General features: G+C 61.2%; 19 protein-coding genes. 5 read left to right on the forward strand and 14 right to left on the reverse strand.

From position 1 onward, the window contains the following. Positions 1-11 precede the first annotated feature (11 nt). From CKW11_RS10460 to CKW11_RS10470, 3 genes are all read right to left on the reverse strand, one after another. Positions 12-1262, reverse strand: a complete 1251-nt coding sequence (locus CKW11_RS10460) for a sarcosine oxidase subunit beta (protein WP_003206307.1) — start codon at positions 1260-1262, stop codon at positions 12-14. Between the two features lie 20 nt (positions 1263-1282). Next, a complete protein-coding gene (gene glyA, locus CKW11_RS10465) occupies positions 1283-2536 on the reverse strand; it encodes a serine hydroxymethyltransferase (protein ID WP_007962601.1) in 1254 nt (417 codons plus the stop codon). Positions 2537-2822: 286 nt separating this feature from the next. Then, complete coding sequence (locus tag CKW11_RS10470; protein ID WP_095137462.1) at positions 2823-3533, reverse strand: TraX family protein; 711 nt, start codon at positions 3531-3533, stop codon at positions 2823-2825. Between the two features lie 126 nt (positions 3534-3659). Here CKW11_RS10470 and CKW11_RS10475 point away from each other — a divergent pair, with 126 nt between their 5' ends. Together CKW11_RS10475 and CKW11_RS10480 are read left to right on the forward strand one after the other, a co-directional pair. Next, entirely contained in the window at positions 3660-4700 is a 1041-nt protein-coding gene (locus CKW11_RS10475) for a low specificity L-threonine aldolase (protein ID WP_007913115.1), read from the forward strand. Between the two features lie 280 nt (positions 4701-4980). Next, a complete protein-coding gene (locus CKW11_RS10480; protein ID WP_095137463.1) occupies positions 4981-5805 on the forward strand; it encodes an NAD(P)-dependent oxidoreductase in 825 nt (274 codons plus the stop codon). Positions 5806-5927: 122 nt separating this feature from the next. Here CKW11_RS10480 and gbcB read toward each other — a convergent pair whose 3' ends face one another. Continuing rightward, positions 5928-7028: a glycine-betaine demethylase subunit GbcB gene (gene gbcB, locus CKW11_RS10485; RefSeq protein WP_027610659.1), complete on the reverse strand. Its 1101-nt coding sequence runs from the start codon at positions 7026-7028 to the stop codon at positions 5928-5930. A gap of 281 nt (positions 7029-7309) precedes the next feature. Between gbcB and gbcA the strand changes: the two genes are divergently transcribed. After that, entirely contained in the window at positions 7310-8605 is a 1296-nt protein-coding gene (gene gbcA, locus CKW11_RS10495; RefSeq protein ID WP_095137464.1) for a glycine-betaine demethylase subunit GbcA, read from the forward strand. A gap of 102 nt (positions 8606-8707) precedes the next feature. Here gbcA and CKW11_RS10500 read toward each other — a convergent pair whose 3' ends face one another. The 9 genes from CKW11_RS10500 to CKW11_RS10540 all read right to left on the reverse strand — a co-directional run bounded on the left by CKW11_RS10500 (position 8708) and on the right by CKW11_RS10540 (position 24357). Then, on the reverse strand, positions 8708-9952 hold the full coding sequence (locus CKW11_RS10500; protein ID WP_095137465.1) for a metallophosphoesterase: 1245 nt from the start codon (positions 9950-9952) through the stop codon (positions 8708-8710). 25 nt (positions 9953-9977) lie between these two features. Further along, positions 9978-11846 carry a hypothetical protein gene (locus tag CKW11_RS10505; protein WP_095137466.1) on the reverse strand — a complete coding sequence of 623 codons (1869 nt, stop codon included), beginning with the start codon at positions 11844-11846 and terminating at the stop codon, positions 9978-9980. A 163-nt stretch (positions 11847-12009) separates the two neighbouring features. Further along, on the reverse strand, positions 12010-15462 hold the full coding sequence (locus CKW11_RS10510; RefSeq protein ID WP_095137467.1) for a GMC family oxidoreductase N-terminal domain-containing protein: 3453 nt from the start codon (positions 15460-15462) through the stop codon (positions 12010-12012). A 1070-nt stretch (positions 15463-16532) separates the two neighbouring features. After that, on the reverse strand, positions 16533-17303 hold the full coding sequence (locus CKW11_RS10515) for an electron transfer flavoprotein subunit beta (RefSeq protein ID WP_095137468.1): 771 nt from the start codon (positions 17301-17303) through the stop codon (positions 16533-16535). 10 nt (positions 17304-17313) lie between these two features. Next, positions 17314-18534, reverse strand: a complete 1221-nt coding sequence (locus tag CKW11_RS10520; protein WP_095137469.1) for an electron transfer flavoprotein subunit alpha/FixB family protein — start codon at positions 18532-18534, stop codon at positions 17314-17316. Continuing rightward, a complete protein-coding gene (dgcB, locus tag CKW11_RS10525) occupies positions 18534-20483 on the reverse strand; it encodes a dimethylglycine demethylation protein DgcB (RefSeq protein ID WP_095137470.1) in 1950 nt (649 codons plus the stop codon). Before dgcB ends, CKW11_RS10520 begins: the two co-directional genes overlap by 1 nt. 211 nt (positions 20484-20694) lie before the next feature. Then, positions 20695-22755, reverse strand: a complete 2061-nt coding sequence (gene dgcA, locus CKW11_RS10530) for a dimethylglycine demethylation protein DgcA (RefSeq protein ID WP_095137471.1) — start codon at positions 22753-22755, stop codon at positions 20695-20697. Positions 22756-22770: 15 nt separating this feature from the next. Continuing rightward, positions 22771-23301 (reverse strand): DUF5943 domain-containing protein, encoded by a 531-nt coding sequence (locus tag CKW11_RS10535; RefSeq protein WP_008083165.1) that lies wholly within the window; start codon positions 23299-23301, stop codon positions 22771-22773. Between the two features lie 78 nt (positions 23302-23379). Then, positions 23380-24357: a dipeptidase gene (locus CKW11_RS10540; RefSeq protein WP_095137472.1), complete on the reverse strand. Its 978-nt coding sequence runs from the start codon at positions 24355-24357 to the stop codon at positions 23380-23382. Positions 24358-24591: 234 nt separating this feature from the next. Here CKW11_RS10540 and CKW11_RS10545 point away from each other — a divergent pair, with 234 nt between their 5' ends. Then, complete coding sequence (locus tag CKW11_RS10545; protein WP_095137810.1) at positions 24592-24993, forward strand: lysozyme inhibitor LprI family protein; 402 nt, start codon at positions 24592-24594, stop codon at positions 24991-24993. 48 nt (positions 24994-25041) lie between these two features. Beyond that, on the forward strand, positions 25042-25458 hold the full coding sequence (locus CKW11_RS10550) for a DUF3010 family protein (protein WP_095137473.1): 417 nt from the start codon (positions 25042-25044) through the stop codon (positions 25456-25458). Between the two features lie 139 nt (positions 25459-25597). Here the strand turns inward: CKW11_RS10550 and CKW11_RS10555 are convergent, their stop codons facing one another. Further along, on the reverse strand, positions 25598-26542 hold the full coding sequence (locus CKW11_RS10555; RefSeq protein ID WP_095137474.1) for a GlxA family transcriptional regulator: 945 nt from the start codon (positions 26540-26542) through the stop codon (positions 25598-25600). Between the last annotated feature and the right edge of the window lie 152 nt (positions 26543-26694).

Genomic DNA, 26694 nt, shown 5'->3' on the forward strand with positions numbered 1-26694 from the left:
GATTTCTCCTGTTAGTGGGCAACCGCAGCAGCGCCGTGTTCATCGATCAACGCACCGTTGTGGAAACGGTCGATGGAGAAAGGTGCAGCCAATGGGTGCATTTCACCCTTGGCCAGACTCGCGGCAAACACGTTGCCCGAGCCAGGAGTTGCCTTGAAGCCGCCGGTGCCCCAACCGCAGTTGAAGAACATGTTCGGTACCGGGGTTTTCGAAATGATCGGGCAGGCGTCCGGCGTGGTGTCGACGATGCCGCCCCACTGGCGGTTCATGCGTACACGAGACAGCACCGGGAACATCTCGACGATCGCTTGAATGGTGTGCTCGATCACCGGGTACGAACCGCGCTGGCCGTAGCCGTTGTAGCCGTCGATACCGGCACCGATCACCAGGTCGCCCTTGTCGGACTGGCTGATGTAACCGTGCACGGCGTTGGACATGATCACGCTGTCGATAATCGGTTTGATCGGCTCGGACACCAGCGCTTGCAGCGGGTGGGATTCGATCGGCAGACGGAAACCGGCGAGCTTGGCCATGTGCCCGGAGTTACCGGCGGTGACCACACCGACACGCTTGGCACCGATGAAACCCTTGTTGGTTTCGACGCCGATGCACACGCCGTTTTCCTTGCGGAAACCGATCACTTCGGTCTGCTGGATCAAGTCCACGCCCAAGGCATCGGCGGCACGGGCAAAGCCCCAGGCCACGGCATCGTGACGAGCGACGCCACCGCGACGCTGAACGGTCGCGCCCATCACCGGGTAGCGGGTGTTTTTCGAGCAGTCGAGGTACGGAATCTCGTCGGCCACTTGCTTGGCATTGAGCAGTTCGCCGTCGACGCCATTGAGGCGGTTGGCACTGACCCGACGCTCGGAATCACGGATGTCCTGCAGGGTGTGGCACAGGTTGTAGACACCGCGCTGGGAGAACATCACGTTGTAGTTGAGATCCTGCGACAGGCCTTCCCACAATTTCATCGCGTGTTCGTACAGGTGCGCCGACTCGTCCCACAGGTAGTTGGAGCGCACGATGGTGGTGTTGCGCGCGGTGTTCCCGCCGCCCAGCCAGCCCTTCTCGACCACGGCCACGTTGGTGATCCCGTGCTCTTTCGCCAGGTAGTAGGCGGTCGCCAGACCGTGCCCGCCGCCGCCAACGATGACCACGTCGTAGACCTTCTTCGGCGTCGGCGTGCGCCACATGCGCTGCCAGTTTTCGTGGTGGCTGAGGGAGTGTTTGAAGAGGCCGAAGCCCGAATAGCGTTGCATAGTCATTTACTCCAAACCGCTCAGCGATAAACCGGGTAGTCGGCGCACAGTGCCGCGACGTTCTTGGCCACATTCGCTTCAACGTCGGCGTCACCGAGGTTGTCGAGGATGTCGCAGATCCAGCCGGCCAGCACTTCGCACTGGGCGACCTTGAAGCCACGCGTGGTGACGGCCGGGGTGCCGATGCGCAGGCCCGAGGTCACGAACGGCGACTGCGGGTCGTTCGGCACGGCGTTCTTGTTGACGGTGATGTGCGCGCGGCCAAGGGCAGCGTCAGCATCTTTGCCGGTCAGGCCCTGACGGATCAGGCTGACCAGGAACAGGTGGTTGTCGGTACCGCCGGACACTACATCGTAGCCACGTTTGATAAACACGCTGGCCATCGCTTGAGCGTTGTCGATCACTTGCTGCTGATAGGCCTTGAAGCCTGGCTCCAGCGCTTCCTTGAAGCACACGGCTTTACCGGCGATGACGTGCATCAGCGGGCCACCCTGAGCGCCGGGGAATACGGCAGCGTTGAGCTTCTTCTCGATCTCTTCGTTGGACTTGGCCAGGATCAGGCCGCCACGTGGACCGCGCAGGGTTTTGTGGGTGGTGGTGGTGACCACGTCGGCGTACGGCAGCGGGTTCGGGTACAGACCGGCGGCAACCAGACCGGCGACGTGGGCCATGTCGACGAACAGCAGCGCGCCAACCTTGTCGGCGATCTGGCGGAAGCGCGGGAAGTCCAGGGTCTTCGAATAAGCAGAGAACCCGGCGACGATCATCTTCGGCTTGCACTCGACGGCCAGACGCTCGACTTCGTCGTAATCGATCAGCCCGGTGTCGGTGTTGATGCCGTACTGCACCGCGTTGTACAGCTTGCCCGAGGACGACACTTTGGCACCGTGGGTCAGGTGACCGCCGTGGGCCAGGCTCATGCCGAGAATGGTGTCGCCCGGCTGGATCAGCGCCAGATAAACAGCGCTGTTGGCCGAGGAACCGGAGTGCGGCTGGACGTTGGCATAATCGGCGCCGAACAGCTGCTTGGCGCGCTCGATGGCCAGCGCTTCGACTTTATCAACGTGCTCGCAGCCACCGTAGTAGCGCTTGCCCGGATAACCTTCGGCGTATTTGTTGGTCAGGCCGCTGCCCTGCGCTTGCATCACGCGTTTGCTGGTGTAGTTCTCCGACGCGATCAGTTCGATGTGATCTTCCTGACGTTGCTCCTCGGCATTCATCGCCGCCAGCAGTGCATCGTCGTAACCCTGGATCTGGTCTTGCTTGCTGAACATCGCGTCTCTCCCAGCGGCATCTGTGCGCCATTCGTCTCGGTAAGGCACTGGCAATGAAGGCAGTGCCCTTTGATGCCGATGGTATGACCGGCGCAGACAGCTCAAATGCCTGCGGACGCCACGCAAAGGTGCGTTTACGACATGGCCGGAAATGGTTGGTCGGACACATCATCCAAAACTGCGGAGATCCCCTGTGGGAGCGGGCTTGCTCGCGAAGAGGCCGTGTCAGTCGACATCAATGCCGCCTGACACACCGCTTTCGCGAGCAAGCCCGCTCCCACAGGGGTCAGGTGTATGCCGTGCGGACGGCAAGCAATAGGAGGAAATGCGCGGGGTAGAGGGCGTAAGCCCAGCGCCGCATTGGCGGTGGCTGGAGATGTCGCCCATGTCGCAACAGGAACATTCCGAGCATTGGCGCGAACAGGCAGGTGGCAATGCCAAGTATGGCCACGCTACTGCCGAACCTCGCCGACTCATACAGCACCTGCCACTGATTGCCCGCCAGACATACCAATCCCGGCAGCAGGCTGAAATACCACGGACGGCGAAACACCAACAGCAGCGCCAGCGGCAACAGAACGCCGAAGAATCCGAACATCAGTCGCTCCGGAAAAACAGCGGCCAGCACCAGCGCAGCGACACCCGGTAATCGCGACATGATCGAGGGATCCTGCCACCCCCGCGCCACCAGCAACCCCAGCGCCAGGGTGGGCATCACGTTCAAGGTGTCGGGATCAGGAATGTACAAGCGGTACGGAATCTCACTGACCGCACTGAACAACAGCAGCCAGCCCAGATAGCGCCACTCGGTCTTCTGCGCACCGGCCCTGGCAAGATTCGCCGCCATCGCCAGACAGAACCACGGGAACGCCAGACGCCCCGGCACATACAGCCAATCGGCGCTGATCCCGACATATCGCAGGTGATCGAGCAGCATGCTCAGCAGTGCCAGCCACTTGAGCAGATCCAGCGCGCCGTCGCGTTTAGTCACGTGCATAATCGGGTAACAAACTGGTAATTTTCTGACAGCGACATCCCGTGTGCTCCCCGGAAGATCTTCGGTAAAGTGCGCACCCTCATTGACCACGAGCCTTCACAAGAGTCTCGACCACGGAAGCCGGCCATGACCGACAAGAGCCAACAATTCGCCAGCGACAACTACTCCGGTATCTGCCCTGAAGCCTGGGCCGCCATGGAACAGGCCAACCACGGCCACCAGCGCGCTTATGGCGACGATGAATGGACCGCACGCGCGGCCGACCATTTCCGCCAGCTGTTCGAAACCGACTGCGAGGTGTTCTTCGCCTTCAACGGCACCGCCGCCAACTCGCTGGCGCTGTCGTCGCTGTGCCAGAGTTACCACAGCGTGATCTGCTCGGAAACCGCTCACGTCGAAACCGACGAATGCGGCGCGCCGGAATTCTTCTCCAACGGTTCGAAACTGCTGATCGCCGGCACCGAAAACGGCAAAATCACCCCGCAGTCGATCCGTGAAGTCGCGCTCAAGCGCCAGGACATCCACTACCCGAAACCGCGCGTGGTGACCCTGACCCAGGCCACTGAAGTCGGCAGCGTCTACACCCCGGAAGAAGTCCGCGCCATCAGCGCCACCTGCAAAGAGCTGGGCCTGCACCTGCACATGGACGGCGCGCGTTTCTCCAACGCCTGCGCATTCCTCGGCTGCTCGCCGGCCGACCTGACCTGGAAGGCCGGCGTCGACGTGCTGTGCTTCGGCGGCACGAAAAACGGCATGGCGGTGGGTGAAGCGATTCTGTTCTTCAACCACAAACTGGCCGAAGACTTCGATTACCGCTGCAAGCAGGCCGGGCAACTGGCGTCGAAAATGCGCTTCCTCTCGGCTCCGTGGGTCGGCATCCTCGAAAACGACGCCTGGCTCAAATACGCCCGCCACGCCAACCACTGCGCGCAACTGCTGGCCGAGCTGGTCAGCGACATTCCGGGCGTGGAACTGATGTTCCCGGTGCAGGCCAACGGCGTGTTCCTGCAACTCTCGGAACCGGCCATCGCCGCGCTGACCGCGAAAAACTGGCGCTTCTACACCTTCATCGGCAAGGGCGGCGCACGTTTCATGTGCTCGTGGGACACCGAAGAAGAACGCGTACGCGAACTGGCCCGCGACATTCGCGAAGTCATGTCCGCCTGATTCCTTGGCAAATGAACTCCTGGATGAGGGGATCTCCGGTAATGAGTTGATCCCCTGTGGCGAGGGGATTCATCCCCGATCGGCTGCGCAGCAGTCGTGAATCCTGAGATAGCGGTCTTACTGGTAGATCGCGTTCATAGGTTTTGGGGCTGCTGCGCAACCCATCGGGGATGAATCCCCTCACCACAAGTCATCACCGCCCATCCCTATCGCGACAGCTGCTTGGTCTACATTGTTTGTCGAGCCCTCCGCTCACATAACAATAAGCAGGAGCATCGGCATGTCGCTACAAGGCAAAACCCTGTTCATCACTGGCGCCAGCCGTGGCATCGGGCGTGAGATTGCGCTGCGGGCCGCGAAAGACGGGGCCAATATCGTGATTGCGGCCAAAAGCGCCGAACCCCACGCCAAGTTGCCTGGAACCATCCACAGCGTCGCCGCGGAAGTCGAAGCGGCGGGCGGCAAGGCATTGGCCCTGCAAGTCGATGTGCGTGATGAAGACGCGGTGCGCAGTGCGCTGGCCAAAGCCAACGAACATTTCGGCGGCATTGATGCGCTGGTCAATAACGCCGGGGCGATCAAACTCACCGGTGTGCAGCACATCGAACTCAAGCGTTTCGACCTGATGCACCAGATCAACACCCGCGCGGTACTGCTGTGCAGCCAGGGCGCCCTGCCCTATCTGAAGAAATCCGCCGGGCATATTCTCAATCTGTCTCCGCCACTGAACCTGGCGAACAAGTGGTTCGCCCAGTTCAGCCCCTATACCGTGACCAAGTACGGTATGAGCATGCTGACGATCGGGATGAGCGAGGAGTTCGCCAGTTTCGGCATCAGCGTCAACTCACTGTGGCCGCAGACGATGATCGCCACCGCCGCCATCGAATTTCAGCTGGGAAACCGCGAGTCGTTCAAGCAGGCGCGTACGCCGGCGATCATGGCGGATGCGGCGCATGTGATTCTGAGCAGCAGCGGACGGAAGATCAGCGGGCGGTTGTTGATTGATGAGGAAATTTTGCGCGAGAGCGGTGTGACTGAGTTCAATCACTACCGGTTTGAACCGGACAGCACCGCAACCCTGATGCCCGACCTGTTTATCGACTGAAATACATTCCCCCTGTGGGAGCGGGCTTGCTCGCGAAAGCGGTGTGTCATTCAACACGTATGCCGACTGATCCGGCGCTTTCGCGAGCAAGCCCGCTCCCACATTTGGGCCTGTGCAAAGCCTTAGAACTCGATACGCACGTCGCCCTTCGGCACGCTGCAGCACGACAGAATGTAACCCTCGGCCTCGTCGTCCTCGGTAATCCCGCCGTTGTGCTCCATTTCCACTTCGCCCCCCAGTTTCATCACCTTGCACGTCCCGCAAATCCCCATGCCGCAGGCTTTCGGAATCATCAGGCCAAGCTTGGCCGCCGCTGCGTGCACGGTTTCGCCCGGGGCCACGCGGATGCTCTTGCCGGAGGCGGTGAATTCGACCTGATGCAGATCCGCCGCATCGATTTCCGGCGCATCGGCTGCCTGCTCGGCTTGCTCCACCGCATCGGCACGAGCTTCTGGTGGCGTGGCGCCGAAGGATTCCTCGTGATAACGCGACATGTCGTAACCGGCCACTTCCAGCAGGCGCTTGACCGCGTTCATGTACGGCGTCGGGCCGCAGCAGAACACTTCGCGCTCGAGGAAGTCGGGAACCATCAGCTCCAGCATCTTGTGATTGAGGTAGCCGCGATAGCCGGCCCACGGCTCGCCCAGCCCGTGTTTCTCGCAGATCAGGTGCAGGCTGAAGTTGTCGATCCGCGACGCCATGTGTTCCAGCTCGCGGTGATAAATGATGTCTTTCGGCGAGCGGGCGCTGTGGATAAAGGTCATGTCGACATTGGCGTTGGTGTCGTAGAACCAGCGCGCCATCGACATGCACGGGGTGATCCCCACGCCGCCGCTGAGATACAGGACTTTCGGGCTCGGAAAGTCGATGGCGTTGAACAGCCCGACCGGGCCGTGCACTGCCAGTTCCTGGCCTTCATGCAGGGTGTCGTGCAGCCAGTTGGAAACCTTGCCACCCGGCACGCGCTTGATGGTCACCGAGAAGCTGTAAGGCACCGACGGCGAACTGGAAATGGTGTACGAGCGCATGATTGGCTGACCGTCGATTTCCAGCTCCAGGGTCACGAACTGCCCGGGCTTGAAGAAGAACAGGATCGGCTGGTCGGCCATGAAACAGAAGGTGCGCACATCCCAGGTTTCCTGGATGACTTTGACGCAACGGACGATGTGTCGGCCATTGGCCCAGGTCTGGGTGGTGACCGGATTCAGGAAGCTGTTGGACATGCTGTTCTCCACGGCCGACTGTCGGCCTTCATGTGGCGATTCTGCGTATAGCGTGAACCGCCCGTTTACCTATCCGCGACATCGGCATACTTATCGCGACCAGCCCCCAACCGCCGGGGGTTGCGCGTCGGGAACAGATTGCACCATGTCGCCCACGGATAAGGTTCCGGGCAGCGCCGGCCCCACACTCGCCCCACACCAAGACGAATTCTTTACACCTTGCGTAGCAACCCTGATCAGCCACTTTCGCGGCCACGCAGATGGCCTTGAGGAATACATCGATGGACGTCACCGCAAAAATCAGCCTGGGCGATCCGCTGGAACCCGCACGCAAGGCCACCGCACAGATGCTGCAGGAGCGCGAGCGCACCTTTTCGCTGCCGCAGCCGTTCTACAGCGACGAGCGCCTGTTCGAGATCGACATGCAGGAGATCTTCCAGAAAGAGTGGTTGATCGCCGGCATGACCTGCGAGATCCCGGCCAAGGGCAACTACCTGACCCTGCAGGTCGGCAAGAACCCGATCATCGTCATTCGTGGCGCCGACGGCGTGGTGCATGCGTTCCACAACGTCTGCCGCCACCGTGGCTCGCGCCTGTGCACCAGTGAAAAGGGCAAGGTTGCCAAACTGGTCTGCCACTACCACCAGTGGACCTACGAACTGGACGGGCGCCTGCTGTTCGCCGGCACCGAGATGGGCGCCGACTTCGACATGAAGCAGTACGGCCTCAAACCGGTGAACGTGAAGACTGCCGGCGGCTACATCTTCATCAGCCTGGCGGAGAATCCGCCGGCCATCGATGACTTCCTGTCGACGCTGAACCACTACATGGAACCGTACGACATGGAGAACACCAAGGTGGCGATCACCACCACCTTGATGGAAAAGGCCAACTGGAAACTGGTGCTGGAAAACAACCGCGAGTGCTACCACTGCAACGCGTCGCACCCGGAACTGCTGAAAACCCTGCTGGAATGGGACGACGTCACCGACCCGCGCGCCGATCAGGCCTTCAAGGATCACGTCGCCGCGTCTGCTGCTGCGTGGGAAGCCGAGAAGATCCCTTACGCCCACGCCAGCTTCGGCCTGCGCAACCGCATCGTGCGCATGCCGCTGCTCAAGGGCACTGTGTCGATGACCCTGGACGGCAAACAGGGTTGCGCCAAACTGATGGGCCGGATCAAGAATCCGGATCTCGGTTCGATGCGCATCCTGCACCTGCCGCACTCGTGGAACCACTGCATGGGCGACCACATCATCGTGTTCACCGTGTGGCCGATCAGCGCCCAGGAAACCATGGTCACCACCAAATGGCTGGTGCACAAGGACGCCGTCGAAGGCGTGGATTACGACGTCGAACGCATGCGCCAGGTGTGGGACGCGACCAACGATCAGGACCGGCGTCTGGCCGAAGAAAACCAGCGCGGGATCAACTCCACGGCTTATCAGCCTGGGCCGTACTCCAAGACTTACGAGTTTGGCGTGGTCAACTTTGTCGACTGGTACAGCGAGCGGATGCTGAGCAACCTTGGGGCGGAACCTGCGCCGTACCTCAAAGGCGTCCCTGTCCAGGGCTAAGATCAAAGGCAAAAGCTTCGCGAGCAGGCTCACTCCTACAGGGGAACGCATTCCAATTGTAGGAGTGAGCCTGCTCGCGATGACGTCATCACATTCACCGCCTCACTTCGATGACCACCTCACACTGCCATCCTCACCAATAAACTCCTCAAAAATATCCTCCCCCACCAACCTGATTTTCGCGTAGCCATTCAACACCCGCAGCGGATACGCCGGATCCTTGGCATCCTGCGTCTCCGACCACAACACCCGCGAATGCCCGTTCAACTCGCTGGCATTGCCATAGGGAATCGCCCCGTGCCCGGCGCAGCGCGCATTCAAGCCGCCCTGTTTGGCGTAGACGATGCCGTTGTGCAGATGCCCCCAGTACCAATAATCCGGCTCGCGCCCCAGGGCATCGCACACCGGTTGATACAGCGCGGTCTGGTGATGCCCGGAAATATCGAAGCCCTGGTGATGACTGAGCACCATGATCTTTTTGCGTTTCGGCAGGGCTTTCATCCAGGTGATCTGCGGCTCGTTGAGCGTGCCGTCCATGTACAGGTTCATCGCGTCCGAGGCATACGCCGAATCCAGCCCGACCACCAGCCAGTCGTCGTTGATCAAAGCGAAATAACTGGTGCCCTGCTGCCCCGGAAAGCGCTTGGCCAGTTCCTTGAAATAGCCGTGGGCGCCGCTGTACATCTCGTGGTTGGAGTTGAGGGTGAACGAGCCGTGGCTGCCCATCGGCCAACCGGCCATGTCGACGTCTTCCTGCGAATGGCTGCCCGCGTAGTAGACGTCGCCCAGATGGATGGTGAAATCGGCCTGGGCCAGTTGCATCTGGTTGGCCACTGAAACCGCCGGTGCATGACTGTTAAAGGGGCCGGTGCCCCAGTCGCCGGCAATCGCCAGGGTCACGTCACGCTCCATCTGCACCACCGCCGGGTCAGTGCCGAAGGTCGCGTGATGGCGCAGGTTTTCAATCCACTTGAGCAATGCCTCGCTCCACAGCAGATCAAGCAACTCCCACTTGCGACAGCCGAGCAGGCTGCCGTCCTGCAACACGCGGGTTGCCAGTTGATCCGGCGATTGCGGCAGCGGCGTGGCATTGCCGATACGCAGGATCGACAGGCCATGGGACAACTCCCACGGCACCGCCGGTTCATCGCCCGGCAACTCACCGTTTTTCAGCACGTACTGCGCCTGATCGTGACCGCGCTGCAGCAGCTTGATGATCGCCTGAAACTCCTGCGGCTCAAGCTCGCTGATGAGCTTCATCCAGGCCATTTCCATGCGCGTGAACAAGCCGTGAATGCGCAGCTTTACCTTGTCGTACTCGTGTTCCCAATGACTGACCAGTGACATGGCGTAATCCTCTATCCGTAAGGGCTCACAGGGTTTTCATGAATTCGATCAACGCACGTTTGTCGTCGTCCGACAGCGTGGTGCCATACAGGTGACCGCTGTTGTGGTTGCCCTCCAGTCGGGTGTCGTATTTGAAATCCGCCGAGGCTTTGGCCTGAGCGCCCGTGGTGACAAAACCGACGTTGACCGGGTCGTAGACGTCGGAGCCGGTGATGAACACCACCGGACGCTTTTCCGGCGGTTGCAGCAGGTCCCACAGGGTCGGCACCGAACCGTTGTGCAGGTATGGCGCGCGCAGCCAGATGCCGTCAGTCGGCGTGTTGCTGTAGCTCTGGGTCTTGCGATAGGCACCGAAGTCGAACGGCGGCTTCTTGAAAGTGTGGAACGCGGTCACCAGACCGGTGGTGAACGAGTCCAGCCGATGTGGATCGGTGCCGAGCTGATCGATGTTGGTGGTCACTTGCCCGGTGTCGGCGCGACCGAAGTCGTGGCACGCGGCGCAATTGGCATCCCAGATCGGCTTGCCTTGCGCGACTTTCGACTGATCCAGTGCCCACGGCCACGCCGGCGCCTTGTGCCCGAGCAGCCAGTTGGTCACGCGGTTGAAGCTCGGCGGCAGCACCGATTCCGGGGTCGCGCCCACGGCCATCGCGGCGGCGTAGTTGCGTTCGTGGATCTTGTTGTTATTGCCGTCCCAGTGCAGGTACATCGATTCCCGCGGTTTCTGGTTCCACACTTGCGGCAGATCGACGGTGCCGATGGTCGAGTCATCCGGGAAGCCGAACACCACCATTTTCGTCGGGTTGAAGGTGTCGGTGCGGCCCGGGCCCTGTTGCGGACGCAGTTTCTGCCAGGCGTAGGCCTGCTTCTGCTTGAGCAAGGCGCTTTTCGCCATCGGGATGATCAGGTAGCGGTTATAGAGCTTCTCGAAAAAGCCCAGCTGGAATTTGCCGTTGATCGCCGCCATCACCGCGTCGGTGGTGAATTTCGGGTCGCTGGCGCAATCGTAGGCGAACCACTGGAAGGCCTGCAGTTGCAGGGTGTTGGCCGGCGCGCTGGGCACGTTGACCGCAACGTCGCTGGCATTGGCCCGGTAGGAGCCGGTGTGACACAGCGCGCAGTTCGGTTCCACGGTCGGGTAACCGATCTGCCGCTTGGCCATGCCGATCGGCAGATCCTTGCCGTTCTCATAGAGAAAGCCGAAGACTTCCCAGCCGCCGGGTTTGGGCAGTTTTTCCGGGCACATCTGCGGCAGCACGGCGAACAGGTAATACGGGATCCGCGCTTCGATGCCCAGGCCGATGGCGGCGTATTTGTAATGATCTTCGTCGGAGGCGTACTCCTGCTCCGGCACCACCCGCAGCATCTGGTACCAGGTCTGGTACCCAATGAAACCGAGCAGCGCCAGTACGACCAAGGTACCGACCTTGAAGGTATGGCTCTGCCATTGCCGCGCCCAGGCCGCGCGCCACTCGCGCCAGCCATCGCAGAGCAGCGCCCATGGCCGGTTCGCGGGCGTGGTGCCGAGGTACAGCAGAATACCGAGGATCAGGAAGAAGCTCAGATCGCCCATCAGCATCGGCACGAACACCGAGCCTTGAATGCTCGTGTTGATCAGGTAAATCCAGAACACCACGGCGATCAGCCGCGTCAGCACGCACAGCCAGGAATGCACCACATAGCGCGGCGCGTTGAAGCCCGACGGCATGTAAAACACGCTGATGCCCACCAGCAGCATCCCGGCGTTTTCCAGCCACGGGTCGGAGAGTTGCGGCGGCAGACCGACCACCGATGTCAGCAACCCCGGCGCGAACAGCGCCGGGATCGCGAACACCATGTTCATCGCAATGCCGATCCAGATGAAGCGTTGAAACCAGCGGATGTAGGTATCCATGTCATCCATTTCCTTGTGCAGACTGGAGAGATGTAGCGCCTGACCTGTCGCTTTCGCGAGCAAGCTCGCTCCCACATTGAGCGCAGTCATGCTCAGAACTTGTGCTAGGCACAATCCCCTGTGGGAGCGAGCTTGCTCGCGAAGCGGACGACTCGGTCCTATGTCAGCCGAGGGCCGTTTTCTCCAGGTGCTCAAGGATGAGCGGATACACATCCACCACTGCGTTCTTGCCGAACATGCAGTCGATGTGGCCATAGCCCGGCACCACATGCCGGCTGTAGCGCTCCGGCCCGTTGACTTCGCAGACTCGCTGGTAGGTCTTGAGTGTGCTTTCCGGCAGGTAACACTGGTTCTCCGCGCCACTGATAAAGCAGATCGGCATCGTCAGCCGGTCGAAGTGCGGCATGTACACATCGTTGCCCTTGAAATCCACCAAGTGCCCTTTGCGCACGATCAGCGCCAGGTGCTCGAAGGTCTCGATATTCGACTCGCCGAACAGCTCGTGCAGATTGTCGTGCAGGGTTTCGTTGAGCGTGTCGTGGCGGTACAGCGAGGCGTACATGAAGGTGATGCGGTGGCACACCGGGTTGGTGCAATAACCCTGCGCCTCAATCCGCGCGTAACCGTTGAGGGCCTTGTCGTAGAGGCGGTTGAACCAGTTCTCCTTGCTGTCGGCGTAAGCCGTCATCGACTTGATGCCGATCGCATCGAGCATGCCCGGCAGGTGCAGACCAGCCTTCAATCCAGTGGCCGTGGCGACCACAGTGTCAGCGGCAATCTGCGAGCAGACCACCGAACGCACACCCTGCAGCCCCGCCAGCAACGACATGAAGAACGTGGTCGCGCCGTAGCAATGCACCACGCATTGCACGTCCTTGGCCTGGGTCTCCTGCTGAATCTGCGCAATGGCAGCCTTGAAGTCGTACTGGGCGATCTGGTCGCCGTTCCATTCCTTCTTGCTCGCCGGCAGCAGAATGCTCACCCGGAAATCCAGCAGCCACACGTCGTAGTCGTGCTTGCACAGGTACTCCAGCAGGTTGGTCTGGATGGTGTCGGTGGAAAAGATATTCGAACCGACACCCAGGCCATGCACCAGCATCACCGGGCCTTTGCTGCCGGCCTGATAACGGGTCAGGCGCAGCTCGACACCGTCCTCGGTGGGGAAGAAATGCACCGCCGGGGTCGGCGCATCCAGCGGCCGTTTCAGGCGTGGCGGCGCGTCGGGGTTGAAGTAGATATCGCCAGCGAAGACCCCGCCGTAACTCTCCCAGAGAATCCCGGCGAAGAACTTGCCGAAGCGCGCCAGGCCTTCGATGCGCTCGCGCTCGTTACGCGCGTTGAGCACTTTCATGGTGGTCATCTGCTTGGCGAAATCGGTCGGATGAATGTGCATCACCCCGGAGCCGATCACCTCGCCCGACTTGTCCGGTCCGCGATACAGCGTCACGTACAGAGTGCTGGTGTCGTGCCAGATGTTCAGCACGCCGTTGTCTTCCGGCACGGTTTTGAAGGCGCTGAAGAAGTAGTCGCTGCCGTCCTCGGCGGTCAGTTTCATGTCGTATTTCATGTGCCGCGTGTCGACCTGCTGCTCGAATTGCTCGAACAGGTTGAACACGCCATTGCTGGCGGTCAGCGGTTGTGGCGACAGCGCCGGGGCGATCACCGTACCGACAATGGTCGCGGCGTGTTGCGGTTCCTTGATCATCCGGTTCAGGTCGTTGGCGGTGATGGTCAGGGTGAAGTCGATCGGCGAATTGTCCGCCTCGCCACGTTTGGCCGCGGCTTCATAGACTTTCAGATCGGTGCTTTGCGCGGCAGTGAAGGCCCGGGAGAAATAGCCCTTCATGGTTTCGGTGAACTGCACGCCGAGGGTCGGCGGCGCTACCTGTTTGCGCGGTGCCGACGGCAACGTGTAGTCGATCTGCCAACCGCGGTCGGCGGCGAGCAGGCCCATGTTGCGCTCGCTCACGGCGGAGATGGTCAGCAGCGGATTGACCGCCAGCGAGGTCGGGATCACCGCGCCGTCGGTCACGTACAGACTGGCGTAAACATCGGTGCCGGCCGCGCCGCTGAACACCTGGCCCTTGTGATTGACCACGCCTTGCGTCGCGTCTTCGCCCATCACGCAACCGCCCAGCGGATGCACAGAAACGATGCTGTGCTTGAGCAGCTTGGTCCAGATCGGATTCTCGACCCAGACCCCGCCCAGTGCCTTGGTACTCTGGTACAAACGTTCGTTGCCGAGCTTGAAGTTTTCCTGCTCACCGACACCCGGCCAGTCGATGCGCAACTGGTCCTTGTTGTCGAGAATCATCCGGCCCTGGCCGCTGTCGTGGCTCATGATCAGGTAGGTCTGCATATTGTGCAGCGCGCCGTAATAGGGGCCGCGCAGGAAGCTTTCGGCCTCGCGCTCCTTGTAGCCGAGCTTGCCGCTGAAACTGTCGTCCGTGGCCACGCCGATCATCTCGGCAAACCCGGCCATTGCCGGCACCATCGGCCGGCCGAGGGCGCCGGGGATCGAGCCTTCCTCGATGACCATGCGGCTGCGCCAGTCACCTTCGGTGCGCATGTCGATGATCGAGGTGATGCACGGGCCGACCGGTTGCAGCTCCTTGGCCGAATGCGCGCCGAAACCGATGCCGTTGATGGTCTGCTCGCAGTTGTGGCCGAAACCGAGGATGTCACCGTTGCCGCTCATGTTCTCGCCGAGCTGGCCGGACATCTCCAGGCCCTTGTCCCGTGAGCGCAACAGGATCTCGGTAGAGCCGAGAGTGCCGGCGGAGACCACGACGATATCGGCCTTCACGAACAGCGTTGGCGCGTCGAACTTCTCGCGGCCGCTGTCGAGGTACTGGAAGTGCACGATCCAGCCATCGCCGTCGCGCTCCAGATGCCGCACTTCGGCCTGGCAGAAAATCTCCGCGCCATGGTTCCAGGCGTCCGGCAGATAGTTCATCAGCGTGGTGTTCTTGGCCTTGTTGTTACAGCCCGAGACGCAGTCGCCGCACTGGTTGCACGGCAGTTGCTCGACGCCGACGTGGTTGAGGTTGTTCGGCAGTTTGTCGAAGTTGACGTTGATCGGTGGCTTGTAGAAATGCGCGCCTTGCTTGAGGTAGTCCGCAGACTTTTTGTTGGCGTCGAGCTTGGGCAGGTTCGGTGCGCTATTCGGGTACGGATTGGGCTTGAGCATTTCCCGGGCGCGGGCGTAACCGTCCTTGAGCAGCGTATCGCGATGATCGCGTACCGCTTGCGGCCAGCGCGGATCCTCGAACACCCCGGGTTCCGGCTCCAGGGAAACGTTGGCATTGATCAGCGACGTACCGCCGAGGCCGCAGCCGACCACCACGTTCTGCTGGGCGTTGACGTGCAGATCAAACAGCCCGGTGCGCGAGCCAATGTGGCCGTCCGGGTCATGCACCTGCAACTCTTCGGTCGCGGAGATCATGGTGTTGGGGTATTCACCGGGCTGGATTTCCCGCCCGCGTTCGAGCAGGCACACCTGCTTGCCGGCCCGGGACAGGCGCGACGCAGCAATGCCGCCGCCATAGCCGGAGCCGATGACGATCACGTCGTAGTGTTCCTTGATCTCGCTGATGGGCGTTGCGATGCGTGTCATGAGGGTGTTCCTCTCTCAGGCAGATGGGGCAACTCTGCGGTTGCCTGCAGTCAATGGGCGAACGGGCACCTGGCCTCCGGGGCGAGCCCGGCGACAGCACAGCGGTTAAAGCAGGAGGTCGCTACAGACGAGCGCGTTGATTGGCCGCACGACGTAACGTGCGCTTGCGTGGCGAGGGGGGATGGCGGTGTGGGCGGCTATCCATCATGCGTTCTCCCAGAACCTGATGTGGATAAGTGACGGCTGTCCTTGTGCCATTGCAGTGAAGACAGCGCAGGAATCGAAGTCAAGGCGACGCTTTAGAACTGTATGAAATCTGATCAATTGCCGTTTGGACTAAGCCGGCCGGGGCTTATGAAGTTCAGCGAACAAGTTATCCACATAGCCATGCACAGCAAATGGGGGTAACTGTGGATGAACGGAAAAATAACTGGCTGATTTGTGAAGAAAAATCGTGACTTATCCAGAAGGATGGTTTGCGGGAGTGATTGGGTGTTTTTTGATCAGCTCTCTACAAGCCACGTTTCATATGGCCTGTAGAGGATGGCGAACACGTTATCCACAGAAGCGCCAACAGACTTCGGGGGTAACTTTATGGCTACTGTGGAAAAGTGCTGTGAGCTGTGGGAAATCGGGCTTTGCGCAGGGATTATCAGCCTGAAACGCTTAATCGATCATTTATTGATCAAATCCCTGCAAGCCACGTTTTATATGGCTTGCAGCAGAAAGCGAACATCTTGTCCACAGAAGCGCCAACAGAGATTGGGGGCAACTCTTGGCGTTATGCAGGAGAAAAAGCCCGGAAAAACCGTGACTTAGGCTGGTCGTTTTTTGAGCTGGGGCCTGGAGGGCTTGATTGGCGTGGGGTGCAGGGATGGGCGAACACGTTATCCACAGATCCGCCAACAGGGATTGTGGGTAAACACATCGAGATCTGCTGCCCCTTAACCAATGTGGGAGCGGGCTTGCTCGCGAAAGAGGTGGGTCATTCAACTTTGATGCAGCTGAAACGACGCTTTCGCGAGCAAGCCCGCTCCCACAGGGGGTGTTCACTGTCTGGAGGATCGTGGCTAGCGGACGACGCCTTCTTCGATCAGGAGTTTGAGGATCGCTTCCGCCCCGGCCTGCGCTGTAACGCCCTTGAGCACTTGCCCACCACCACCGCTGGCCTTGGCCGTCGCCGCTTTCATCCGGTCCGCACCGCTCTTGGCCTTGATCACCTTCAAACGTTTCGGCCGTGGCTTGGCCGGTTGCAAGGTGGCAATCGCGAGCAACTCATCGTCCACCACTTCGATGTCTTCAGCCTGCAAAACTCCGCGTCGCGCCGGTCCATAGGCACTCTGCCGAGGTTTCGGCGCGGCGTTATCCACAGTCGCCAGAAACGGCAGCTTCACCTTCAGACGCCGCCGCTGCCCACGGGGCAAGGCTTGCAGCACCAGCGCCGAACCGTCGGTGATCGACTCGACCTGCGCCAGTCCCACCACCAGCGGCCAGCCCAGCCCTTCGGCCAGCAAAAACGGCAACATGCCCGAGCCTTCGCCGGTTTCCGCCTGGCTTCCGGTCAACACCACTTGGGCGCCGGCATCGCGCAGATACGCGGTCAGCGCCGGCAAGGCGTCGGCGCCAGCAGGTTGTTCCAGCACATGCAGCTGTTCCAGGCCCATGCCCAGATAGGCGCGCAGCGCCGGTTCCGCGACATCTCCGGCATGCAGCACTTGCAGGTTATCCCCAGCCAGTTGCAGGCCCAGTTCCACGGCGCGCGCGTCCTGTTCGGCGCGGCGTGGCCGGCCCGACGTCGGGTGCGCACCAATGGAAACCAGACTGATGATCTTTGTGCTCATAACCCGTTCCTTAAGCCGCATCGCGCTTGGCTTCGTTGCGGTAAGCCGCTACCGCCGCGATCAACGCCTGAAGAATTTCCGCGCTCTCGCCAATCACCGACAGGTCGGCGCGTTTGATCATGTCGCAACCGGGGTCGAGGTTGATCGCCACCACCTTGTCACAGGCACCGATGCCCTGCAGGTGCTGGATCGCCCCGGAGATACCCACAGCCACATAAACCCGTGCGGTGACCCAGGTGCCGGACGCGCCGACCTGCCGATCACGGGCCATGAAGCCATCGTCCACCGCCACCCGCGAGGCGCCTTCGGTGGCGCCGAGCGCCGCAGCGGTCTGGTGGAACAGCGCCCAGTCCTTGACCCCGTTGCCGCCAGAGAAAATGAACTCGGCTTCGGCCATCGGAATCGCCGCCGGGTCCACCGCTACCGCGCCAAGATCCTCGATTCGCGACAGGCTGCGCGCCACCGTTGTGGATAACTCCACTGGCAGGGCTTCGTGACGGGTTTCGCTGACCGGTTCTGCGCATTCGGCTGCGGCCAGAATCAAGCGTGCGACCGGTCGCGCCAGGTCTTGCAGGCCCGCACCGGCGCGACCGATGCACTCCTGATCCTTGACCTGCCAGACTCGCGTCGCCGGACGTTCGCCCAGTGCCGCGGCAAAACGCCGACCGAGTTCACCACCCCCGCTGCGGCTGTCCGGCAGCAGCCAGTGACGCGGATTGAACTGGTTATCCACAGCCCGCAGGCCCTGCACCCGTTGTTCCGGTGCATAACCGCTGAATTGGTCGCCCTCCAATACCAGCAAGCGATCGACGCCGGCCGTGGCGAAGGCGCTCTCTTTGTGATCGCCAAACACCACCGCCAGCACCGCGCCGTCGTTGCCGGCCAATTGATGAGCCAGGCCGAGCAAGTCGCGGTCGTGGCTGCTCAGGCGACCGCCAACCATGTCCGGCACCACGCTGATGTAAAACGCAGGGGCCGGTACCTGATGCAGCGGCAACTGCACTTCAACCGTGGCCGAGCGCTTGACCGCCCCGCCCTGTTGCGCGCCACTGCGGTCGATCCGTTTGATGCCGTTGGGGCCGATGAAGCCGATGCCGTGCAGGTTCTTGCGGATGACGCCATTAGGGCCCATCCAGCTGTGTTGCGCCGGTTGCATGGCCGCGTGCAGCGGGTGCAGGCGGTTACGCGCAATCCATTCGGCGCGCGGGTCGCGGCGGATAATGTCGCTCATCAGTGGGCCTCCGCAGGTTCACGTTTGGCCGGTGCAGTCGGCTTGTTCGGCGCGGCGTCTTCGAGCAGCGCGTCGGCCACCAGTTCGGCGATGTCCTTGATCAGCGGACGCGGTTCGACCACACCCTCGAGCATCGCCGTGCATTGTGGACAACCCACGGCCACCAGCTCGGCGCCGGTCTCGCGGATGTCGTCCATGCGCATGTCGGGAATCCGCTGCTTGCCCGGAATGTCGGTGATCGGCGCCCCGCCACCGCCGCCGCAGCAGCGCGAACGGAAGCCGGAACGTTGCATCTCTTTGACCTCGATGCCGAGGGCGCGCAGCACTTCGCGCGGCGCCTCGTACTCGCCGTTGTAGCGACCGAGGTAGCACGGGTCGTGATAGGTCACGCTGTTGCCTTTGTGCTGACCGAGGTTCAGCGCACCGGCCTGAATGATTTCCGCCATGTAGGTGCTGTGGTGCTGCACCAGATAGTTGCCGTCGAACGCGCTGTACTCGTTTTTCAGCACATGAAAACTGTGCGGATCGCAGGTGACGATGCGGTTGAAGCTGTATTTGGCCAGTGTCTGGATATTGCGTTTGGCGAGCAACTGGAAGGTCGCCTCGTCACCAAGACGCCGGGCCACATCACCGCTGTCACGTTCTTCGAGACCGAGTACGGCGAAGTCGATTTTCGCCGCTTTCAGCACTTTGACAAACGCGCGCAGGGTGCGCTGGTTACGCATGTCGAAGGCGCCGTCGCCGACCCAGAACAGCACGTCGGTGGACTTCTTCTCGCTGAGCAGATTGAGGTTCAGATCCGCCGCCCAGTTCATCCGCCCGCCCGGGGCGAAACCGCCGGGGTTGTCAGTGGCGATCAGGTTTTCCAGGACTTCGGCACCCTTGTTCGGGGTCGCGCCTTTTTCCAGCGTCAGGTGGCGGCGCATGTCGACGATGGCGTCGACGTGCTCGATCATCATCGGGCATTCCTCGACGCAGGCGCGGCAGGTGGTGCACGACCACAGGGTTTCGGCATCGACCAGACCGTTGACGATCGGCTGGTGCGGATTGCCGCTGTGCTCACCAATGGGCTTGCCCGGATATGGGCTACCGGCAAACTTGGCGTCAGTGCCGCCAGCGAGGCCGACGACCATGTCCTGAATCAGCTTTTTCGGGTTCAGCGGCTGGCCGGCAGCGAACGCCGGGCAGGCGGCTTCGCACTTGCCGCACTGCACGCAGGCGTCAAAACCGAGCAACTGGTTCCAGGTGAAATCCTTGGGTTTTTCCACGCCGAGCGGCGCGCCTGGATCATTCAGATCCAACGGTTTCAAACCGGTGGAACGACCGCCGCCAAAGCGCTCGGCGCGGCGGTGCCAGGCCAGGTGCAGGGCACCGGCGAAGGCGTGCTTCATCGGCCCGCCCCAGGTCATGCCGAAGAACAATTCCGACACGCCCCACAGCACGCCGATCCCGAGAATCGCTGCCAGCAGCCAGCCGCCGAAGTTCTCCGGGAGGATCCCGGCCACCGGCAGGGTCACCAGGAAGAACGACGCCGAGAACGCCAACAGGCTTTTCGGCAGGCGCATCCACGGGCCTTTCGACAACCGTGCCGGCGGATTGAGCCGGCGCCGATAAACGAAGAGCGCACCGACGAACATTACCGCCGTCATCAACAGCAGCGCATAGCCGAGGATGCGGTTATGCAGGCCGAAACCGTGCACCAGAATCGCCAGCACGATCGACGCCACCGCACCGCCGGCCGTGGCGACGTGGGTGTTGGCGATGTATTTGTCCCGCGCCACCACGTGGTGCAAGTCGACCATGTAGCGCTTGGGCATGGCGAACAGGCCGCCGATCAGATCGACCTTCGAGGCCCGGCCCCGACGCCACATGGCCACCCGCCGCAACGCCCCCAGCACCGCAAGGGCCAGGGCTGCGAACAACAGGATTGGAAGAAGGGTGTTCAACATGGTGAAGCTCCCAAAGACCTCGGGGTCATTTGTGCGCTGGCAAGAGCAACGCACCTACCTGTGGCGAGGGAGCTTGCTCCCGCTGGAGTGCGCAGCGCTCCCAATACAGTCGCCGGTATATTCCTGATACACCGCGACTACAGTTTTTTGGGGCCGCTTCGCAGCCCAGCGGGAGCAAGCTCCCTCGCCACAGGTGATGGTGGTGATGCCGTTAGAAATCCTTGCAGAGCCGCAGGGCGTCGTAGATCGCAGCGTGGGTATTACGCTGCGCCACGCAGTCGCCGATGCGGAACAGCAAGTAGCCGTCACCGGTGGTGCTCAACGATGGCTGCGGCTGGATCGCGAACAACGCTTCGACGTCGATCTGACCCTTGTTGCGCGAACCCTCTTTGAGCGCGTAGTAGATTTCCTCATCCGGACGCACGCCGTTCTCCACCACCACCTGATCGACCACCCGCTCCTCTTTGGCGCCGGTGTATTCGTTCTCCAGCACCGCCACCAGCTTGTCGCCTTCGCGGTAGACCTTTTCCAGCATCATGTCGCCGGTCATGATCACTTCTTTCGGGTACATGCTGCGGTAGTAGGTCGGGAACGATGTACCGCCGATGGCCACACCCGGTTTGATGTCATCGGTGACGATCTCGACCTGGCTGCCCTTGTCGGCGAGGAAGTCGGCCACCGACATCCCGGTGAATTCGCAGATGGTGTCGTAGACCAGCACGTTCTTGCCCGGCGCAACCTTGCCGTCGAGCACGTCCCAGCTGCTGACCACCAGCCCTTCGGCGGCGCCCCAGTGTTCGTTCTGCTCGAGGAACGGATGCCCACCGACCGCCAGCACCACGACATCCGGACGCAGATCGAGGATGGTTGCAGCGTCGGCCGCAGTGCCCAGGCGCAGATCGACTTTCAGCCGCGCCAGCTCCAGCTGGAACCAGCGCGTGATCCCGGCGATCTGGTCACGTTGCGGCGCTTTCGACGCGGTAGTGATCTGCCCGCCGATGAATTCTTTCTTCTCGAACAGGGTCACGTCGTGGCCACGCTCGGCAGAAACCCGTGCTGCTTCCATCCCGGCCGGGCCGGCACCAACGATCACCACTTTGCGTTTGACGCCTGTGGACTTCTCGATGATGTGCGGCACGCCCATGTATTCACGGGAGGTCGCGGCGTTCTGGATGCACAGCACGTCCAGACCTTGATACTGACGATCGATGCAGTAGTTGGCGCCGACGCATTGCTTGATCTGGTCGATCTGGCCCATCTTGATCTTGGCAATCAGGTGCGGATCGGCGATGTGCGCGCGGGTCATGCCGACCATGTCGACGTAACCGCCCTCCAGTATGCGCGTGGCCTGGTTCGGGTCCTTGATGTTCTGCGCGTGCAGCACCGGAACCTTGACCACTTCCTTGATTCCGGCCGCCAGGTGCAGGAACGGCTCCGGCGGATAGCTCATGTTCGGAATCACGTTGGCCAGGGTGTTGTGGGTGTCGCAACCCGAGCCGACGACGCCGATGAAATCGAGCATCCCGGTGTCGTCGTAATACTTGGCGATCTGCTTCATGTCCTCGTGGGAGAGACCGTCCGGGTGGAACTCGTCACCGCAGATACGCATGCCCACGCAGAAATCGTCACCGACCTCGGCGCGCACGGCTTTCAGCACTTCCAGACCAAACTTCATCCGGCCTTCGAAGCTGCCACCCCATTCGTCAGTACGCTTGTTGACGCGCGGGCTCCAGAACTGGTCGATCATGTGCTGGTGCACGGCCGACAGCTCGACGCCGTCCAGACCACCGGCCTTGGCGCGGCGCGCGGCTTGCGCGTAGTTGCCGATCACTCGCCAGATCTCTTCCGGTTCGATGGTCTTGCAGGTCGCACGGTGCACCGGTTCACGGATACCCGACGGCGACATCAGGGTCGGCCAGTGGAAACCATCCCAACGTGAGCGACGGCCCATGTGGGTAATCTGGATCATGATCTTGGCGCCATGCTTGTGCATGGCGTCGGCCAGATTCTGGAAGTGCGGAATAATCCGGTCGGTGGACAGGTTGACCGAACTCCACCATTGCTGCGGGCTGTCGATGGCGACCACCGACGAACCGCCGCAGATCGCCAGGCCGATCCCGCCCTTGGCTTTCTCTTCGTAGTATTTGACGTAGCGCTCGGTGGTCATGCCACCGTCAGTCGCGTAGACCTCAGCGTGCGCTGTGCTGAGCACGCGGTTGCGGATGGTCAGTTTGCCGATCTGGATCGGCTGGAACATTGCTTCGAAAGCCATGGCGGGTTCCTCGACTTACAACGGCTTGACGGTGAACAGGCCGTCGTCGTGGCCTTCTTCAGAGCCACCGTAGACTTGCTCGGCAACCGTACGAATCTTGCTGCCGCGTGCCTCAAGAATCTGGTCCATGGCCCCGGCAAACCAGCCGGTGAACATGTAATCGACCTTGCGCCCGACCTTGCCGTACACATAGACGAATGCCGAGTGTTCGAGCTTGACGCTGGCGGTGCCTTTGTCGAGGTCGATGTCCTGAATCTTGAACAGGCCCCAGCCGCGTTGCGACAGGCGCTTCATGTAGTGCTCGAACACCGCGACGCCTTCCAGGCCGTGGCATTCGGCTTCTTTTTCGCACCAGTGCCAGGCGGACTTGTAGCCGGCCTTGTAGAGGATCTCGGCATAGGCTTCAGCGCCCAGCACTTCCTCGATGCCCATGTGGTTGTTGACGAAGAAGTGACGCGGCACGTACAGCATCGGCAGGGCGTCGGAGGTCCAGACACCGGTCTCGCTGTCGACTTCGATTGGCAATTGCGGGGCGATCTTGGCCATGGAAACTTAACTCCAGAAAATTCGGTTTGTTGCCCCCGGCGCGGACGGCCGGGGGAAAGGATTCAGAATTGCGGTGGCTTATTCGCCCCAGACATCCTTGAGGACGTTGACCCAGTTTTCGCCCATGATCTTGCGCACCACACGCTCGGAGTGGCCGCGCTTGAGCAAGGTTTCGGTCAGGTTCGGGAACTCGCCGACAGTGCGGATGCCCAGCGGGTTGATGATCTTGCCGAAGCTGGTCAGACGACGGGCGTAGCCCTTGTCGTGGGTCAGGTATTCGAAGAAGTCCTGGCCGTGACCCTGGGTGAAGTCGGTGCCGATGCCGATGGCGTCTTCGCCGACGATGTTCATGGTGTATTCGATGGCTTCGGCGTAATCGTCGATGGTCGAATCGATGCCCTTGGCGAGGAATGGCGCAAACATGGTCACGCCGACAAAACCGCCGTGATCAGCGATGAACTTCAGCTCTGCATCGGACTTGTTGCGCGGGTGTTCCTTGAGCCCCGACGGCAGGCAGTGGGAATAGCAGACCGGTTTTTTCGATTCGAGGATGACTTCCTCGGAGGTCTTGGAGCCGACGTGGGACAGGTCGCACATGACGCCGACGCGGTTCATCTCGGCGACGATCTCGCGGCCGAAGCCCGACAGGCCACCGTCACGCTCGTAGCAACCGGTGCCGACCAGGTTCTGGGTGTTGTAGCACATCTGCACGATGCCGACGCCGAGCTGCTTGAACACCTCGACGTAGCCGATCTGGTCTTCGAAGGCGTGGGCGTTCTGGAAGCCGAAAAGGATGCCGGTCTTGCCCTGCTCCTTGGCCTTGCGGATGTCGGCGGTGGTGCGGACGGGGATCACCAGGTCGCTGTTTTCGCGGATCAGCTTCTGGCTGGCGGCGATGTTGTTCACGGTCGCCTGAAAGCCTTCCCACACCGACACGGTGCAGTTGGCCGCCGTCAGACCGCCCTTGCGCATGTCTTCGAACAGCTCGCGGTTCCATTTGGCAATGATCAGACCGTCGATAACGATGCTGTCGGCGTGTAATTCGGCTGGGCTCATCAGGCGTCCCCTTATTGGCGATTCATGCGCCGAATCGTCTGCCGGCGCTTTGGGGCCAGCATATGCCTCGGTGCAGGGGCAGCCGGGTGCAAAAACGACAGGGGAATTGCCGAAAGCGTCAATCCGCGACAAAGGGTCATCAGGCGCTCAGATCAGCTACCTGTTCAAGCCCGCGCGCTTGAGCCAGAATCTGGCGCATCTTGCATACATCACTGGATTAGAGCGGCGACAACCATGAGATCGATCTTCCTGGCCCTGGCACTGATTGCGACCGGCGTACACGCCGCCGAAGAGACCGACGACAACCCGTGCGACGCGGTGGAAAACGACGTCCAGACCCTGGAATGCTCGACCTACAGCCGCAGCACCGCCGAAGACTTGCTCAAGGACAACTACGCCAGCCTCAACGAACGCATGCAGGCCACCTACGGCAAAAACGCCGCGCAACTGGCCGACATCACCGCCAAATTGAAAACCGCCCAGCAACAATGGCTGAAAACCCGCGACGCCGATTGCGCCGTGGAAGCCTTCCCCGCCACCGAAGGCAGCAAGGCATTCAAGATTGCGCAAAATGACTGTGTGGCACGGATGAGTGACGAACGGTCGGAGTTTTTGGAGTCGATTGGGCAGGAGTGAGGATCTGCGCTGTAAGCTGCACCTCATATAGCCAATCAAGGGACACTCATGAACATCTGCGGCATCGAAATCAAAGGCAGCGAAGCGATCATCGCCGTGGCCTCCCTTGACGGGACAACGCTGAGCCATGTGGCGCTCAACACCAAGAAAATCGCCCTCGACGATGATGACGAGGCGGCCAACGTCAAACGCTTCGCGGCGCAGGTCGCTTCGTTCGTGCGCGAGCATTCGATTGACCGGATTGCGATCAAGAAGCGCAGCAAGAAGGGCGAGTTTGCCGGTGGGCCGACCACGTTCAAGATCGAGGGGGTGTTTCAGTTGCTGGATGGGTGTGAGGTGACGCTGTTGTCGCCGCAGACGATCAATGCGCAGGCCAAGAAGCACAACTTTGAGCTGCCGGGGACGCTGAACAAGTATCAGCATGAGGCTTACAAGGCGGCGTGTTCGGCGTTGGTGAAGAAGTAACCTTTTCTTCAGACACTGAAGATCAAAAATGTGGGAGCGGGCTTGCTCGCGAATGCGGTGGATCAGTCAACTCATGTTTCGACTGACACTCCGCTTTCGCGAGCAAGCCCGCTCCCACATTGGTTTTGCGTGCATCCATTCAGGCGTTGGCGGTACGCCGGTCTTCGCGGGGGCAGCGGGCGAACTTCGCGCGGTAGCTGCGGGTGAAATACGACGGCGATTCAAACCCGCAAGCGATGCTGACTTCCAGCACGCTCATATCCGTCTGGCGCAACAGCTGCCGGGCCTTCTCCAACCTTAACCGCAGATAAAAATTGCTCGGCGTATCGTTCAGATGCAGCCGAAACAAGCGCTCCAGCTGCCGCCGCGTCACCTTGATCGATTCCGCCAGTTGCAGCGTGGTCAGCGGTGGTTCGCTGTGTTGTTCCATCTCGCCAATCACTTGCACCAACTTCTTGTTGTTGATGCCGTAGCGCGAGGCGACTTCCATGCGCTGGTGGTCCTTTCGTGGGCGGATCCGCCCCAGCACGAATTGTTCGCTGACCTGAATCGCCAGTTGCGGGCCGTGGGCCTGGGCGATCAGATCGAGCATCAAGTCGATGGACGCCGTGCCGCCCGCCGAGGTGATGCGCCGCCGGTCAATCTCGAACAGTTCCTGAGTCACGCTGAGCTGTGGATAAGATTCCTTGAACGCATCGATGGCTTCCCAGTGCAGGGTCAGGCGATGGCCGTCGAGCAAACCGGCTTCGGCAAGGACGAAGCTGCCGGTGTCGATGGCGCCGAGGGTCACGCCTTCGTTGTCCAGCCGGCGCAGCCAGTGCTCAAGGGTTGGCGTGGCGAACTTCAGCGGTTCGAATCCGGCCACCACCAACAGCGTCGCACCTTTCTTCAGCGGCTCCAGCGCCGCGTCGGCGTTGACCGACATGCCATTGCTCGCCAGCACCGCCCCGCCATCGGCGCCGAGCACGTGCCAGCGGTACAGCTCGCCACGAAAACGGTTGGCTACCCGCAGCGGTTCGATCGCGGAGATGAAGCCGATGGCGGAAAACCCCGGCATCAGCAGAAAGTAGAAATCCTGGGACATGTGCGCACTCGGTTAGCGGGTAGCGTGAATCGTTGATACGCCGATTGTCGTCAGCGTTCAAGCGCACAGGTCGCTACAGTGCAAATGCCAGTCGCCGCAGTGCGCTTTCACCGGGCCGTTGCTGCGTAACTTGGCATCACCGGCACGCCAGA

The organism is Pseudomonas sp. Irchel s3a10, from assembly GCF_900187525.1.
Classification (GTDB): domain Bacteria; phylum Pseudomonadota; class Gammaproteobacteria; order Pseudomonadales; family Pseudomonadaceae; genus Aquipseudomonas; species Aquipseudomonas koreensis_G.